General features: G+C 47.0%; 16 protein-coding genes and 1 tRNA gene. 3 read left to right on the top strand and 14 right to left on the bottom strand.

The window, feature by feature from the left end:
• Window positions 1–24: 24 nt before the first annotated feature.
• From rpsI to CCC70_RS02710, 13 genes are all read right to left on the bottom strand, one after another.
• Window positions 25–417, bottom strand: coding sequence for a 30S ribosomal protein S9 (gene rpsI, locus CCC70_RS02770; RefSeq protein ID WP_059086106.1), 393 nt, complete (start codon window positions 415–417; stop codon window positions 25–27).
• A 16-nt stretch (window positions 418–433) separates the two neighbouring features.
• The gene (rplM, locus tag CCC70_RS02765) at window positions 434–862 is read right to left on the bottom strand and encodes a 50S ribosomal protein L13 (RefSeq protein WP_021650595.1); all 429 of its coding nucleotides are present in this window, start codon (window positions 860–862) and stop codon (window positions 434–436) included.
• Between the two features lie 243 nt (window positions 863–1105).
• Window positions 1106–1843 (bottom strand): tRNA pseudouridine(38-40) synthase TruA, encoded by a 738-nt coding sequence (gene truA, locus CCC70_RS02760; RefSeq protein WP_287084203.1) that lies wholly within the window; start codon window positions 1841–1843, stop codon window positions 1106–1108.
• A 157-nt stretch (window positions 1844–2000) separates the two neighbouring features.
• Window positions 2001–2804, bottom strand: coding sequence for an energy-coupling factor transporter transmembrane component T family protein (locus CCC70_RS02755; RefSeq protein ID WP_287084202.1), 804 nt, complete (start codon window positions 2802–2804; stop codon window positions 2001–2003).
• Complete coding sequence (locus CCC70_RS02750; protein ID WP_015527360.1) at window positions 2801–3688, bottom strand: energy-coupling factor transporter ATPase; 888 nt, start codon at window positions 3686–3688, stop codon at window positions 2801–2803. Before CCC70_RS02750 ends, CCC70_RS02755 begins: the two co-directional genes overlap by 4 nt.
• Window positions 3673–4524, bottom strand: coding sequence for an energy-coupling factor transporter ATPase (locus CCC70_RS02745; protein WP_015527361.1), 852 nt, complete (start codon window positions 4522–4524; stop codon window positions 3673–3675). Before CCC70_RS02745 ends, CCC70_RS02750 begins: the two co-directional genes overlap by 16 nt.
• 14 nt (window positions 4525–4538) lie before the next feature.
• Window positions 4539–5150, bottom strand: coding sequence for a ribosome biogenesis GTP-binding protein YihA/YsxC (yihA, locus tag CCC70_RS02740; RefSeq protein ID WP_015527362.1), 612 nt, complete (start codon window positions 5148–5150; stop codon window positions 4539–4541).
• A gap of 69 nt (window positions 5151–5219) precedes the next feature.
• Window positions 5220–7532: an endopeptidase La gene (lon, locus tag CCC70_RS02735; protein WP_092068692.1), complete on the bottom strand. Its 2313-nt coding sequence runs from the start codon at window positions 7530–7532 to the stop codon at window positions 5220–5222.
• Between the two features lie 17 nt (window positions 7533–7549).
• A complete protein-coding gene (clpX, locus tag CCC70_RS02730) occupies window positions 7550–8863 on the bottom strand; it encodes an ATP-dependent Clp protease ATP-binding subunit ClpX (protein ID WP_287084201.1) in 1314 nt (437 codons plus the stop codon).
• A 111-nt stretch (window positions 8864–8974) separates the two neighbouring features.
• Window positions 8975–9556: an ATP-dependent Clp endopeptidase proteolytic subunit ClpP gene (gene clpP, locus CCC70_RS02725; RefSeq protein ID WP_015527365.1), complete on the bottom strand. Its 582-nt coding sequence runs from the start codon at window positions 9554–9556 to the stop codon at window positions 8975–8977.
• Between the two features lie 24 nt (window positions 9557–9580).
• The gene (tig, locus tag CCC70_RS02720; RefSeq protein ID WP_015527366.1) at window positions 9581–10867 is read right to left on the bottom strand and encodes a trigger factor; all 1287 of its coding nucleotides are present in this window, start codon (window positions 10865–10867) and stop codon (window positions 9581–9583) included.
• Between the two features lie 156 nt (window positions 10868–11023).
• Window positions 11024–12304 (bottom strand): InlB B-repeat-containing protein, encoded by a 1281-nt coding sequence (locus CCC70_RS02715; RefSeq protein WP_287084200.1) that lies wholly within the window; start codon window positions 12302–12304, stop codon window positions 11024–11026.
• On the bottom strand, window positions 12301–12858 hold the full coding sequence (locus tag CCC70_RS02710; RefSeq protein ID WP_092068762.1) for a DJ-1 family glyoxalase III: 558 nt from the start codon (window positions 12856–12858) through the stop codon (window positions 12301–12303). Before CCC70_RS02710 ends, CCC70_RS02715 begins: the two co-directional genes overlap by 4 nt.
• Before the next feature lie 182 nt (window positions 12859–13040).
• Here CCC70_RS02710 and CCC70_RS02705 point away from each other — a divergent pair, with 182 nt between their 5' ends.
• From CCC70_RS02705 to proC, 3 genes are all read left to right on the top strand, one after another.
• A complete protein-coding gene (locus CCC70_RS02705; RefSeq protein ID WP_021650584.1) occupies window positions 13041–13523 on the top strand; it encodes a CYTH domain-containing protein in 483 nt (160 codons plus the stop codon).
• Window positions 13524–13631: 108 nt separating this feature from the next.
• Window positions 13632–13702 (top strand) — tRNA-Gly (locus CCC70_RS02700).
• 68 nt (window positions 13703–13770) lie between these two features.
• Entirely contained in the window at window positions 13771–14565 is a 795-nt protein-coding gene (gene proC / locus CCC70_RS02695) for a pyrroline-5-carboxylate reductase (protein WP_287084199.1), read from the top strand.
• A 90-nt stretch (window positions 14566–14655) separates the two neighbouring features.
• Here proC and CCC70_RS02690 read toward each other — a convergent pair whose 3' ends face one another.
• The gene (locus tag CCC70_RS02690) at window positions 14656–15678 is read right to left on the bottom strand and encodes a threonine aldolase family protein (protein ID WP_287084198.1); all 1023 of its coding nucleotides are present in this window, start codon (window positions 15676–15678) and stop codon (window positions 14656–14658) included.
• Window positions 15679–15772: the final 94 nt, after the last annotated feature.

The following is a 15772-nucleotide window of genomic DNA, read 5'->3' as shown; positions in this document are numbered from 1 at the left end:
ATAAATTTCCGTATTCGATTGGAATTATCGCTTGCTGAACTGCGGAGCGCGACGAGCTGCTTTGAGACCGTACTTCTTACGCTCTTTCATACGTGGATCACGTGTAAGGAATCCAGCAGCTTTAAGAGCTGGTCTGTAGTCTTTGTCTGCCTCAAGGAGTGCTCTGGAAAGGCCATGACGGATTGCTCCAGCCTGTCCTGTGTATCCACCGCCGTGAACGTTAACGATCACGTCGAATTTACCCTCTGTCTCTGTTAAAGCCAGTGGCTGACGAACGATAACTTTCAGAGTCTCAAGTCCGAAGTACTCATCGATGTCTCTTTTATTGATAGTGATTTTACCTGTTCCAGGTACCAGGTAAACTCTTGCGATTGATTTCTTTCTTCTTCCTGTTCCGTAGAATTTTGCGCTAGCCAATGTTTTCTACCTCCTATTAAAATGTTAAAACTTCAGGCTTCTGAGCCTCATGTTTGTGCTCTGGTCCTGCATATACGAAAAGTTTCTTGTTCATAGCTCTTCCAAGAGGTCCTTTCGGAAGCATTCCCTTAACTGCGAGCTCGATAACCTTCTCAGGTTTCTTTGCTAACATTTCTTTTAATGTGGTTTCTTTCATTCCACCAACATAGTCGGAGTGGTTATAATAAATCTTCTGCTCAAGCTTCTTGCCTGTAACTTTGATCTTATCAGCGTTTACAACGATTACATAATCTCCTGTGTCAACGTGCGGTGTAAACTGAGGTTTGTTCTTTCCTCTTAAAACACTTGCAACACCGGATGCCAGACGTCCCAGAGTGCAACCCTCTGCGTCAACTACATACCATTTTCTTTCGATTTTATCCGGATTAGCCATATAAGTCTGCATGGTCCTACCTCCTGTTATTTATCAACGATAATGTTTCTCAAACCGCGGTACTTCCGCGAAAAAAAGTAAATGGAAACGCGGGTGCAAAATAAATCGCGGAAATGTCCGAAACCGCTGATAAAATGCCGTCGCCGGGGCTATTGGCTCAAGCATCTTCGCACTACGTCACATTGAGTTATTATATTATAAGGCACCTTGCCTGTCAACTGTTTTTTCTTGTAATTTTCAACAAAATTCCTGTTTTCAGAAAAACTCGATTCCCATCAGCGTCAACCCCTGAGCCGGAGCTGTGGGGCCTGCTGCCCCGCGGTCACAGGCTTTCAGGATCTTATCCATGCGTTCCGGCGGATACTGACCGTTTCCGATCTCGATCAGGGTTCCGGAAATGATACGCACCATATTGTAAAGGAAACCTGTTCCTGAAATGCGGATGGTCACCATGTCACCATCTCTCCACACGTCCATGGAGGTCACGGTACGGATGGTGGTCTTCACCTGTGCGCCGGATCCGCAGAAGCTGGCAAAATCATGGCGTCCGATCAGATAAGATGTTGCTTCCTTCATCTTATCCACATCCAGTTTATAATGGTAAAAATAAGAGTACAAACGCTCCGTTGGCACCGGAAACTTCCGGTTCAGGATACGATATTCATATGTTTTTTCACTGTCACAGTAACGGGGATGAAAATCCGGCTCCACCTCCTCAGAAAGCTGGACACGGATATCCTCCGGAAGTCTCTGGTTCAGTGCATAGGAAAATTTTTCCCCGGGGATCCTGGATTCGGTATCAAACACCGCCACATTTCCAAGAGCGTGCACTCCTGCATCTGTACGGCTGGCACCGATGGTCTCGATCTTTTCCCCAAGCAGCTCACTTAAGGTATCGTTTAAAACGCCCTGAATGGTGATTCCATTTGGCTGTGTCTGCCAGCCTGAGTACTTAGTTCCATCATAAGCTACAACAAGTCCTACTCGTTTCATAAAATATATTCCCTCCTGATACAGACATCCCTGCAGTACTTTCTATCCCAAAACAGACATACCGTCCTGCAAAATGCCTGCCTGATCCGGTTACAGTTCCGCTGTGCAAAATGCAGCGCTTCGGACCGTTCCATGTCTGAGTACCGGCAGGATTTGGTTACAGTCCTGCCACGCGGAATGCAACCCCCACAGCAAGATATACCACAAGGATCCCATAGGCCGCATAATCTCTTTTTTCATAATGCAGCGGCTTCATCTGGGTTCTGTGCTCTCCACCATGGTAACACCTTGCTTCCATGGCCATTGCCAGATCATTGGCGCGGCGGAACGCTGAAATAAACAGCGGCACAAGAAGGGGTACCATATTTTTCGCCTTCTGGATCAGATTTCCGCTTTCAAAATCCGCACCTCTGGCGATCTGTGCCTTCATGATCTTATCTGTCTCCTCCAGAAGGATCGGAATAAAGCGAAGGGCAATGGACATCATCATGGCGATCTCATGTACCGGCACCCGGATCTTGTTCAGCGGACGGAGCAGTCTCTCCAGACCATCTGTCAGCTGATTCGGCGTGGTAGTCAATGTCATGATGGAAGATCCGATCACAAGGTAAACAAGACGGATTGCCATTCTTCCTGCAAGAACAAGGCCTTCCCTTGTGACCTTGATGATCCCGAAACGCCACAGCACTTCGCCAGGTGTCAGGATGATATTGAACACAACCGTGATCAGAAGGATCATAACGATGGCTTTCAGACCCTTGAACATGAATTTCACCGGAACCTTGGATATTGCGATCATGGCTACCAGAAATGCTGTTGCCACCGCATATCCGAGAAATGTATGGAACAGGAACACAGAGATCAGAAATCCCAGAGTTCCCAGAAATTTGGTCCGTGGATCCAGTCTGTGAAGAACGGATTTGGCCGGATAATACTGGCCAATGGTAATATCTCTGATCATTTTTCCGCCCCTCCTTTGTTCAGTAATGGAGAGTTCGCCTGCGCAAGTGCGGCAAGGATACTGTCTCTGGCTTCCTCCACCGTTGTGGCATCTGCATCCACATGCAGCCCATGTTCCTTCAGCGCATGCATGATATAAGTGATCTGCGGTGCGGCAAGTCCCATGGTTTCCAGTTCCTTATAATGTGAAAAAACCTTCTTCGGTTCATCATCAAATACAGCTTCTCCGTGGTTCATAACAATGAGACGCTCCACATATTTCGCAATATCCTCCATGCTGTGGGAAACCAGAACAATGGTTATCCCTCGCACCTTATGAAGCTCTGCGATCTGATCCAGGATATCATCCCTGCCCTTCGGGTCAAGCCCTGCTGTGGGCTCGTCCAGGATCAGGATCTTCGGGTTCATGGCAAGAACCCCTGCAATAGCTACCCTTTTTTTCTGGCCTCCGGAAAGCTCAAAGGGTGATTTCTTGAAATTGGACTCTTTTACTCCAACCTGAGTCAGCGCCTGCTTCGCTTCTTTCTCTGCTTCTTCCCTGGAAAGTCCCTGATTCATAGGTCCGAAGCATACATCCGAGATCACATCATTTTCAAACAGCTGATGCTCCGGGTACTGGAACACCAGACCAACCTCGCTGCGGAGCTGTTTCCGGTCATATTTCTCAGCCCACACATCTTCTCCGTTATACAGAACCTGGCCGGATGTTGGCTGTACCAGCGCATTCAGATGCTGGATCAGCGTGGATTTTCCGCTTCCTGTGTGTCCGATGATCCCGATAAACTGGCCGTCCGGGATCACAAGGCTGACATCCTTCAGCGCATGGCTCTCATAGGCTGTCCCGGGGCTGTAGGTATAGGTTACATTTTTTAATTCGATTGACATAATGCGCTCACCAGCTCCTCTGTAGTCAGTATTCCATCCGGAACATCCACGCCGGATTTCTTCAGTTCATATGCAAGAAGTGTTACCTGTGGTACATCCAGTCCATACGCCTTAAGGGTATCCACCTGGGAAAAGATCTCTTTGGGATTTCCCTGCATCACAACATTTCCGCTGTCCATGACATAAACACGGTCAGCATGGATCACTTCCTCCATGTAATGGGTGATCAGAATGACTGTTACCTTTTCCTTACGGTTCAGCTCCCGCACTGCCTCCAGGACTTCCTTTCTTCCGTTAGGATCCAGCATGGCGGTAGGCTCATCCAGAATGATGCACCGCGGGCGCATGGCCATCACGCCTGCAATAGCCACTCTCTGCTTCTGCCCTCCGGAAAGCTTGTTTGGGGACTGATAACGATAGGCTGTCATACCGACTTTTTCCAGGCTGTCATTCACCCGTTTCCAGATATCATCTGTAGGAACTCCCATATTTTCCGGACCAAAGCCTACATCCTCTTCCACAACGGTTCCTATGATCTGGTTATCCGGATTCTGAAATACCATTCCTGCCTTCTGGCGTACCTTCCAGAGTTTGGTCTCTCTGGCGGTATCGATCCCGTCCACCAGCATCGTTCCCTCTGTTGGGATCAGAAGCGCATTCATATGCTTCGCCAGTGTGGATTTTCCGGATCCGTTATGTCCCAGAACTGCCACAAATTCTCCTGCTTTAATGTCCAGGTTCACATCATTGACTGCACGCTGCATGTCTACCACATTGCCGTCATCATCGTATCTCTGATAGTCAAATCCCAGCTTGAGCGCCTTGATAATTCCCATCTTTTCTGCTCTCCTTAATCCTCTGTAGCTGCCGGTTCACCAAGGCCGGTCAACTCATCGATCAGTGCCCATATCTCGTCTCTTCCCTGCTTCGTCTCCGCAGAAAACGGAAGGATCTTTCCCTCTTTCGGAAGGCCCAGTCCGATGCGGATCTCCTTCAGGCTTTTTGCCACCTGGCTGCGTTTCAGCTTGTCAAGCTTGGTCGCGATGATCACCGGCTCATATCCGTTGTGACAGATCCAGTCATACATCTGCTTGTCATTGGCGGAAGGCTTGTGGCGGATATCCACCAGGAGAAAAACCGCACGGAGCTCTTTGGAATTATGAAGATAGCCCTCGATCATTTTTCCCCATTTTTCCTTCTCTGCTGCAGAAACCTTGGCGTAGCCGTAGCCCGGCAGGTCTACGAGATACATTGCTTCATTAATATTATAAAAATTGATCGTCTGTGTTTTTCCCGGCTGTGCGCTGGTTCTTGCCAGGGCCTTGCGGTTCATCAGACCATTGATCAGGGAGGATTTCCCTACATTTGATTTTCCCGCAAAAGCTACCTCCGGCCTTCCTGTGTCCGGGATCTTGCTTGTGATGCCGCAGACGATATCCAGCGATACGTTTTTGATTACCATTCGTTATTCCTCCCTTTTCTTTTAAAAGCCCTGTCCTGAAGGTCAGGGCAGGGTTTTTCTGTTTTTTGTTTATGCAAGAGCTTCACCGAGAACTTCTTTCATGTTATCCACAAACCGGATATTCAGTCCCTGGATGATCTCTCTGTCCATCTCCTCGATATCCGGACGATTTTTTTCCGGAACAAGGACTTCCTTGATCCTGGCATATTTAGCTGCAAGCAGCTTCTCTTTCAGTCCGCCGATCGGAAGCACACGGCCTCTTAAGGTGATTTCACCGGTCATGGCAAGATCCGCACGTACCGGTTTTTCGATAATTGCAGACAGCATGGCAGTTGCCATTGTAATACCGGCAGACGGGCCATCCTTCGGAACGGCCCCCTCCGGAATATGTACATGCATATCATGCTTCTGGAAAAATTCCGGATCGATCTCATATTGGTCAGAAACCGAACGGATATAGCTGATACCTGCCTGTGCAGATTCCTTCATCACATCTCCAAGCTGTCCGGTAAGAAGCAGCTCGCCTTTTCCAGGCATGATATTGACTTCGATCTGCAGGGTATCACCGCCTACCTGTGTCCATGCAAGACCGCGGGCGATCCCGATCTCATCCTTCTCATTGGCCATCAGATAGTTATATCGTTCTTTGCCAAGGAATCTGGAAATATTTCTGGATGTGACAACTACCTTATCCTTACCCTCTTCCATGATAGCACGTGCAGTTTTTCTGCAGATACGTCCGATGCTTCTCTCCAGAGAACGGACTCCTGCTTCCTTGGTATAGTTGTTGATCAGCTTGCCAAGAGCTGCCGGCTGGATCACCAGCTTGCCTTCCGGAATACCGTTGATCTCCATCTGCTTCGGGATCAGATGTTCCCTTGCGATATGTTCCTTCTCATTTTCCGTATATCCCGGGATTTCCATCAGCTCCATACGGTCAAGAAGAGGTCTCGGGATTCCCTGAACATCATTTGCAGTGGCAATAAACAGTACCTCGGAAAGATCCTGGGGAATCTCCACATAGTGATCATTGAACTTACTGTTCTGCTCCGGATCCAGAACCTCCAGAAGTGCTGCGGAGGTATCTCCTTTATAATCGCTGCTGGTCTTGTCGATCTCATCAAGAAGCATCAGCGGGTTACTGACTCCGGCTTCCTTCAGTGCGACTGTGATCCTTCCTGGCATGGCACCGACGTAAGTCTTTCTGTGGCCACGGATCTCTGCCTCATCACGGACACCTCCAAGACAGATGCGGACGTATTTCTTGTTCATGGCCTCTGCCACAGAACGTGCAATGGAAGTTTTTCCGGTTCCCGGAGGTCCCACCAGACAGAGGATCGGACTCTTTCCCTTGTGGGTCAGCTTACGTACAGCAAGAAATTCCATGATACGCTCTTTGACCTCTTTCAGTCCGTAATGACCCTCTTCCAAAACCTTCCATGCGTTCTCAAGATCCTCGGAATCCTCGGATTTCTTATTCCACGGAAGTGCAAGAACAGTTTCCAGATAGCCTCTCTGCACCGTTGCCTCTGCAGCACTGGCTGCCATTCCTTTAAAACGGCTGATCTCCTTGGAAATCTTCTCTTTTACTTCATCAGATGCATCCAGCTCCTTCAGCTGTTTTTTAAATTCATCGATATCATCAGCAGTATTCTCCTCGCCCAGCTCCTCACGGATGGTTTTCAGCTGTTCCCGGAGGATATACTCTCTCTGATTCTTATCGATATGGGATTTCACCTTGCGCTGAAGATCTTTAGTGATATGGATCACCTCGATCTCGCTGCCAAGAAGCGCTCCAAGGATCTCATAACGGTCATTCAAAGACACTGCTTCCAGAAGCTTCTGCTTGTTCTGATACGCCATCGGAAGATTTACTGCGATCTGGTCGATAGTTTCCTGCACATCTTCGATGTTCATGATCTGGGTTACCAGATCCTTGCTTACTTTTCCGCTTTCTCTGCAGTATCTCTGAAAAAGCTCCCGGATGCTGCGAAGCATGGCGTCCTTTACCGGTTCCGGGTAATCCTCTTCCTGTGCCGTAACGATCTCGCATTCCGCCTTCAGATATGGTTCCTCCTGCTCCAGGCCCAGAACCTCTGCCCTGTCCAGTCCCTCTACCAGAACCCGGTAAAGATCCTGTGGAAGCTTCACCACCTGCTTGATATAAGCGACGGTTCCTACCTGATACAGATCCGTAAGTTCCGGTATTTCCACCTCAGGATCCTTCTGTGTCAGCAGAAAGATCTTCTGGTCATGGAGCATGGCTGCTTCCACGGCACGGATAGATTTCTCCCTGCTCACATCAAAGTGTACGATCATATCCGGAAGGACTGTAGTCCCACGGAGAGCGATCATTGGCAATATATTGACCTGATTTGTCATTTATGTCATTCCCTTCATCAAGCTGTTTCCGGCTTGCCTTTCTTTCTCGAACGGGATGTTTTGTGTCCTGCTTTTTTTGCAGGAGCCTTGGCCTCCCCGTGGATGATCTCCGGCTCTCCGGTTCCCTCCACTGCCTCTTTTGTGACGATACACTTACGGATGGTGTCGTCCGATGGTGTCTTGTACATCAGATCCATCAGGGTATGCTCCATGATGGCACGAAGTCCTCTGGCACCTGTTTTTCTCTCAAGAGATTTCCGGGCAACTGTCTCAAGTGCTTCATCCTGGAACTCAAGCTGCACGCCATCCAGCTCAAAAAGCTTGTCGTACTGTTTTGTGAGGGAATTCTTAGGCTCCTTCAGAATACGGATCAGTGCTTCCTCATCCAGAGAATCCAAGGTTACCACGACCGGAACTCGTCCGATAAACTCCGGGATCAGACCGAATTTAATAAAGTCCTCCGGCATAACCTCCTTCAGAACTTCGCCCACATTGCGCTCTTCCTTCTCGGAAACCTCTGCTCCGAAACCAATGGATTTGGTATCCTGTCTTGCCTCGATGATCTTCTCCAGTCCGTCAAAAGCACCACCGCAAATGAACAGGATGTTTGTAGTATCGATCTGGATAAATTCCTGATGAGGATGCTTTCTTCCTCCCTGAGGAGGTACGCTTGCAACGGTTCCTTCCAGAATTTTCAGAAGTGCCTGCTGTACGCCCTCACCGGACACATCTCTGGTGATGGAGGTATTCTCGGATTTTCTTGTGATCTTATCGATCTCATCGATATAGATGATTCCGTACTGGGCACGCTCAATATCGTAATCGGCTGCCTGAATGATCTTCAGAAGAATGTTCTCAACATCCTCGCCAACATAACCTGCCTCTGTGAGAGTAGTGGCATCTGCGATGGCAAAAGGAACATTCAGCAGTCTTGCCAGTGTCTGTGCAAGAAGTGTCTTACCGGAACCGGTCGGACCAAGCATCAGGATATTACTCTTCTGCAGCTCCACGTCCAGGTTTCTTGAAGCAAGAATCCTCTTGTAATGATTGTAAACAGCTACGGAAAGTGCCTTCTTGGCATCATCCTGTCCGATCACATACTCATCCAGGATACTGTGGATCTCTTCCGGTTTCAGAAGGTTGATCCCTGTTTCATAATCTGCCTCATGATCATACATACTGAATTCTTCTTCCATGATCTCGGAGCAGATCCCGATACATTCATCACAAATATATGCTCCATCCGGACCTGCGATCAGCTTGCGTACCTGATCTTCAGTCTTATGGCAAAAGGAGCATCTTACCTTTCCTTCTTTTACTTTATCTGCCATATCTTTTTGTTTCCTTTCTAAGCGTAAATGTCCGTCTCTCGCAGACATTTAAAATTCCTTTTTAAAGCAAGATAAGACTCCTGTGTCTTTACAGGAGTCTTTTCTTACGCATTATTTGTGGATCACAACACCGTCGATCAGGCCGTATGCCTTAGCTTCTTCCGCTGTCATATAGTTGTCACGGTCAGTATCTTTTTCCACAATCTCAAGAGGCTGTCCGGTATTCGCAGAAAGAATCTCGTTCAGCTTCTTTTTGGTTTTTGCGATCTGGTCAGCTACGATCTGGATCTCTGTAGCCTGCCCCTGTGCACCGCCTGATGGCTGATGGATCATGATCGTCGAATTCGGCAGTGCATATCTTTTGCCTTTGGCACCGGAGGACAGGAGGAAAGCTCCCATGCTGGCTGCCATTCCAAGGCAGATCGTAGATACATCGCACTTGATATACTGCATTGTATCATAAATTGCCATTCCGGCAGTTACAGAACCACCCGGGCTGTTGATATAAAGCTGGATATCCTTGGAAGGATCTTCTGCTTCCAGGAAGAGAAGCTGCGCAACGATCAGGTTCGCACTGACATCGTTTACCTCTTCTCCAAGGAAAATGATTCGGTCCTTAAGAAGTCTTGAATAGATATCATAACTTCTTTCTCCTCTGCTGGTCTGCTCAATGACGTAAGGTACTAAACTCATTTTGCCCTCCATTTCCGAGGTTTATTACGCCTCTACAGCTGCATCGGCAACTAATGTAACAGCTTTCTGAACAGCCATATCTTTCTTCATCTGCTCCATCTCGTTCTCACCGATGAGATCTTTTAATTTGTCTGCTTCCATCTTGTACATCTCTGCCATCTTGGAGATCTCTTCGTTAACCTCTTCCTCTGTTGGCTGGATGTTCTCTACCTCAGCGATCTTCTCAAGAACAAGTCTTGTCTGGATTCTCTTAAGAGCCTGTGGCTTCATGTCTTCCATCATCTTGTCAACGCTCTGGCCTGTGAACTGGAAGTACTGCTCCATGGAAAGACCCTGGGACTGCATTCTTCTTGCGAAATCGTCAAGCATCTGACGTGTCTGTGTCTCGATCATTGCCTCCGGAATATCCATCTGTGCATTCTCGATCACTTTATCTACTGCTGCGTCTTCTTTTGCACGACGTGCATCTTCTGCTTTCTTCTCTGTCAGGTTCTTCTTAACGTCTTCCTTGTACTCAGCAAGTGTATCAAACTCAGATACATCCTTAGCGAAGTCATCGTCAAGCTCCGGAAGCTCTTTTGCTTCGATCTTCTTAACATCGCACTGGAATACAGCTTCTTTGCCAGCCAGCTCTTTTGCCTGATACTCCTCCGGGAATGTAACCTTAACTTCTACGTGATCACCTGTGTTAGCACCAACAAGCTGCTCCTCGAATCCCGGGATGAAGGTGTTGGAACCAAGTGTCAGCGGATAGTCTGTTCCTTTACCGCCCTCGAATGCCTCACCATCTACGAAGCCCTCGAAATCGATAGTTGCTGTATCGCCGTTCTGTGCTGCACGATCCTCAACTGTGATGGTTCTGGAGTTTTTCTCCTGCTCTTTCTTAAGCTCAGCCTCAACTTCCTCGTCTGTTACCTCTGTCTCAGACTTCGGAACCTCAAGTCCTTTATAGTCACCAAGAGTTACCTCTGGTTTAGTAGCTACTTCTGCTGTAAAGATAAATGGTTTGCCAGGCTCAACCTGTGTTACATCGATCTTAGGCTGGGAAACGATCTCAAGATCACACTCAGCAAGTGCTTTGCTGTAATGCTCAGGGATCAGAGCGTTTGCAGCGTCCTCAAGGAATACTCCCTTTCCGTACATCTGCTCGATCATTTTTCTTGGAGCTTTTCCTTTACGGAATCCCGGAATAGAAATTCTGCCTTTTGCTTTCTGATATGCATTCTGCATTGCTTTGTCAAGATCCTCGGCGGAAACCTCGATTGTAAGTTTCGCCATGTTTTTCTCCATTTTCTCCACCTGTAAACTCATGTTTCTTGTTCCTCCTTAATCATATCGAGTAAATACCTTATATAAAATAGTTAACACTCGCATTATATATTTACAGTCATTTCTGTAGTATAGCATAACCACTGTAAAAACGCCAGTATTTTTTTCAGTTTTCCATATGCCCCCACAGGGCATTTCTCAGCTGCCCACGTCCTCAATGTTAAAGTAATTTTCTGTCTTTCTTATGTTGTTAAGACAAAATGTAAAAATCCTTTTATAAGTTTTAGGCGTATAATGAACACCATCGTCTGTACCGTCTCCTGTATTGGATACAGTACCATATCCGGTCCGAATCAGATAACTGTAAACATCAATATAGTGGTACTGACTTCCAAGCTCACCAGCAAGACCGCTGTTAAAAGTCCGGACATCCTCACATTTACGATTCTTGGTACTTCCCTTTTCCCCTCCATTGATCGGATTCACAGACATATAATACAGACTGCAGTTTTTTATGGAAAGCTTTGTTCCCAGCTTTTTCATATAAGACACGTACTGTGAGAGTCTATCATTCAGATCCTGTTTTCCGTTAATATCTCTGAGATCATTGATACCATGATTAAACACCACTGCGATCTTTGCGTATTTTTCATTTTTACGACATTTTTCTATTTCTTTCAAAAGAGCCTGTGCGCCCGTTGACTTCAGCCAGCCCAGTTCCGTATTAGAACAGCATACAAAGCTGACATGGCTGTCCACATACTCCTTTCCAAACTGTTCGTACAATACCTTCTGAAGACCATATGTCCTGGAATCTCCCACAAAGATGATCCTTTCGTAATTCTCAGGATAATGAAAGCTGTTCCTGACCAGATTCGGTTCCTGATACCGCCAGAATCTCACCGCATAGAGATGCATGGTTCCACTGACTGTGATCACCTGTCCGGCTTCATACCTTGGTGCGGTCTTCTGACCTGCCCTGGTAGACCATCCAAGGAATGTATAATTCTCTTCATTGGCCATCACCGGTAGTTTCAGTTTTCCGCTTGGAGCCTGGATGATCTTGTAGATATCTCCGTCATTCCTGTGCAGGATCAGTTTGGGATTGTTCTTCTTTTTTATCACTGCATAAAACGTTACATTTCTTTTTACAAAATATTTTTTTCCCGGCTTATATCCTGCCTCCGCTCCTCCTTTTTTCAGAGACCATCCTTCTGCCTGATATCCTGCTGGGACCTGCGGCACTTTGGGAATCGTGATCATGGAACCATATTTCTGTTTCTTTTCCAATTTTTTATATATAGCAGAGGAGGCTCCTCCGCCTGACCTGAAAGATACGGAATACACTTTTTTGCAAGCATTCCCGAATGTATCATCCGACCAGTCAAAGCCGGCAGCTGACACCAAATTTCCTGTGGCTGTCATCAGTATAACAAAAAGCGCCACTACCCACAGGACCTGTTTCATCTCTTTTTTCATGCTCTTACATACACCACCGATTCAGCGATCTCTTCTGCCTTTGCGCTTCCCTCCAGCTGTCCGATCAGGGAAAGGCTGAAATCGATGGCTGTTCCAAGGCCTCTGCTGGTAGTTACATTTCCATCTACCACTACAGGCTCCAGAGATGTTCTGGCACTTTTAAGCTGTTCCATAACAGATGGGTACGATGTAGCATTTCTGCCTTTCAGGAATCCAAGTCTCTCGAATATACCTGGTGCCGCACAGATAGCTGCTACCTTGCCGCCATTCTGATAGAAATCTGTCAGAAGCTCAGTCAGCGGTTTATATTCCTCCAGATATTTTGTTCCCGGCATTCCTCCCGGAATTACAAGCATATCCGCATCGGAAAAATCACATTCTCCAAAGGTACGGTCTGTAAGAAGATCGATCCCATGAGAGGTTCTGATCTCTTTTGTCTCTTTGATAGATACTGTCTGGATGTCGATCCCGGCTCTTCTCATCAGATCTACCACGGTCAGTCCTTCAATATCTTCAAAACCATCTGCGAAAAAAATATATACTTTACTCATGATCCTGTTCATCCTTTCTTTTATAAGATCCATAAATATTTTCTGTATTCCCCATTCCCTTCCATAATGCTTTTTCCATCTGAAAATGTCAAGAAATTTCAACAGATATGCCATTGCAAATCCTGTTTTTTTCCTGTAGACTGAACATAATATCTTTTCATTTCACAAATCCGGAGGTTTTTTATATGGAGATCGAACGTAAATTTCTGATCCGGAAGGATGACCTTCCGCAGGATCTGGCTTCTTATCCCTGCCACAGGATCGAGCAGGGGTATCTTTGCACTTCCCCTGTCGTCCGCATCCGCCGGCAGGATGATGACTATTTTCTTACTTACAAATCCAAGGGTCTCATGAGCCGTGAAGAATATAATCTTCCGCTCACCGCTGAAGCCTATGAGCATCTGAAGCCTAAAGCAGACGGTATCCTCATTACCAAGGACCGCTATGTGATTCCGGAAAAAGACGGACTTTTTATTGAACTGGATGTGTTCCACGGAGAATACGAGGGAGTTCTTCTGGCTGAGGTGGAATTTCCTACAGAGGAAGCCGCCAATGCCTACACTGCGCCGGACTGGTTCGGAGAAGATGTAACTTATTCCACCAGATATCATAACAGTACCATGAGCCAGGGCTGGCAGAGCGATTACTGTTCACTCCGTTCTCAGTAACACACTTCGCGGAATATTACCAATGAACAGTAACGCAGAGCGATCACTGACTGGTATCGTAAATCGCACTTGTATTTCTTATTTCAGGTGCTATAATTAGTAATGTAGGCAGATATAGTTCATCGGTAGAACATCAGCTTCCCAAGCTGAGGAGGCGGGTTCGATTCCCGTTATCTGCTTTCATTGCCAAAGAGGGCACGCAGTCAGGCGTGTCCTTTTTTATAAATTTCAAGGAGGATTTTTGTTTATGAAGATTGGATTTATCGGATGTGGAAATATGGCCTCTGCCATGATCGGCGGTATTCTCCGTCAGGGGATCTTTTCAAAGGACGAGATCATTGTTTCCAACCTTACAGACGAAGGCAGAGCGCGCAGTGAAAAAACTCTTGGTGTTGTCACCACTCTGGATAACAATGAAATCGTCCGATCTGCAAAAACTGTCGTTCTTGCAGTAAAGCCGCAGTTTTACGAGGAAGTTCTCACAGAGGTCCACGACAGTCTCACGACAGAGCACACCATCATCGGAATCGCTCCCGGCAAGACTCTTGCATGGCTGGAAGAAAAAGCCGGTCTTCCTCTGAAAGTTGTCCGTTTTATGCCTAATACTCCTGCACAGGTTGGGGCCGGAATGACTGCTGTATGTACCAATGACCGGGTTTCGGAAGACGAACTGGCAGAAATCCTTAAAATCACAGACAGCTTTGGCTGTACCGAAGTGATACCGGAGCGTCTGATGGACGCCGCAGGCGCTGTAGGCGGCTGTGCACCGGCTTATGTGTTTATGTTTATCGAAGCCATGGCAGATGCAGCTGTCAGCCAGGGAATGCCTCGTAAGCAGGCTTATAAATTTGCTTCCCAGACTGTTCTCGGCAGTGCAAAAATGGTTCTGGAAACCGGCAGACACCCGGGAGACCTGAAAGACATGGTCTGCTCACCGGCAGGAACTACCATTGAAGGTGTCCGCACCCTGGAAAAGAGCGGCTTCCGCAGTGCCGTATTCGAAGCGCTTACCGCAGCTGCTGAGAAGGGTAAGAAGTTATAATTTTCGAAAACAAAAACTCCGTGAGGTCTGCATTCACCCGGGCCTCACGGAGTTTTTCCATCTCATCTCTTTTATCGTCTGCCGACAGCCCTACAGCAACTCGATCAGCGCGTCAATATCTTCCATTTTTGTTCCCCAGCTTGTGGCAAAACGGATCACTGTATGATCTTCATCATATTTTTCCCAGAAATCAAACTGAACTTCTTTGCCCAGTTCTTCTTTCTTTTTATTTTCCAAAACTACAAACTGCTGGTTCGTGGGAGAATCCAGGAAAAGCTGATATCCTTTTTCCTGAAGGGCTCTTTTCAGCTTCATAGCTGTTTCAATAGCATTTTTGCTGATTCTTGTATACAGATCATCGGTAAACAGTGTGTCAAACTGGATTCCCAGAAGACGGCCTTTTGCCAGAAGGGCTCCCTGCTGCTTCACCATAGTCATAAAGTGCTTCGGAGCTTTTTTCGTAAAGACCACTGCCTCACCGCAGAGTGCTCCTACCTTGGTTCCGCCGATGTAGAACACATCTGTACATCTGGCGATATCCTCAAGTGTCACATCTGCTTCCGGACTTACCAGACCGTAGCCAAGTCTTGCTCCGTCCAGAAACAGCGGAAGCTCGTATTTATGGCATACCTCGGAAATTTCCTCCAGCTCTTTCTTCGTATAAAGTGTTCCGTACTCTGTCGGGTGGGAAATATAAACCATTCCCGGAAATACCATATGGGCGTGACTTTCATCCCCATAAAAAGTTTCCACATAATCTGTGATACTTTCTGCTTTGATCTTTCCGTTTTCTGCCGGAAGTGTCAGTACCTTATGTCCTGTATACTCGATCGCTCCGGCCTCATGACAGCTTACGTGTCCGGTCTGCGCCGCAAGAACACCTTCATAACGGTTCAGGACAGAACCTATGATCGTGGCATTGGTCTGAGTTCCTCCCACCAGGAAAAACACATCTGCATCCGGGCAGCCACAGGCTTTACGGATCTTCTCCTTTGCAGAATCACAGTATTTGTCTGTGCCATAGCCGGAAAGCTTCTCCATATTGGTTTCCAGAAGCTTCTGGAGGATCGCCGGATGAGCTCCCTCGCAGTAATCGTTTACAAAAAATAACATTTTATTTTCTCCTCATCTGTATATGGTTTTTCACAGCATTTCCCCATATATTTTCATAGATTGCTGTAAAAGTTCTTCTTTGATTGTAAACATT

Origin of the sequence: Blautia sp. LMAG:89, assembly GCF_008679485.1 — a bacterium.
In the GTDB taxonomy this organism is placed as follows: domain Bacteria; phylum Bacillota; class Clostridia; order Lachnospirales; family Lachnospiraceae; genus Blautia_A; species Blautia_A fusiformis.
The sequence above is the reverse complement of the archived record's forward strand: the minus strand, read 5'-3'. Positions and strand labels throughout refer to the sequence as shown.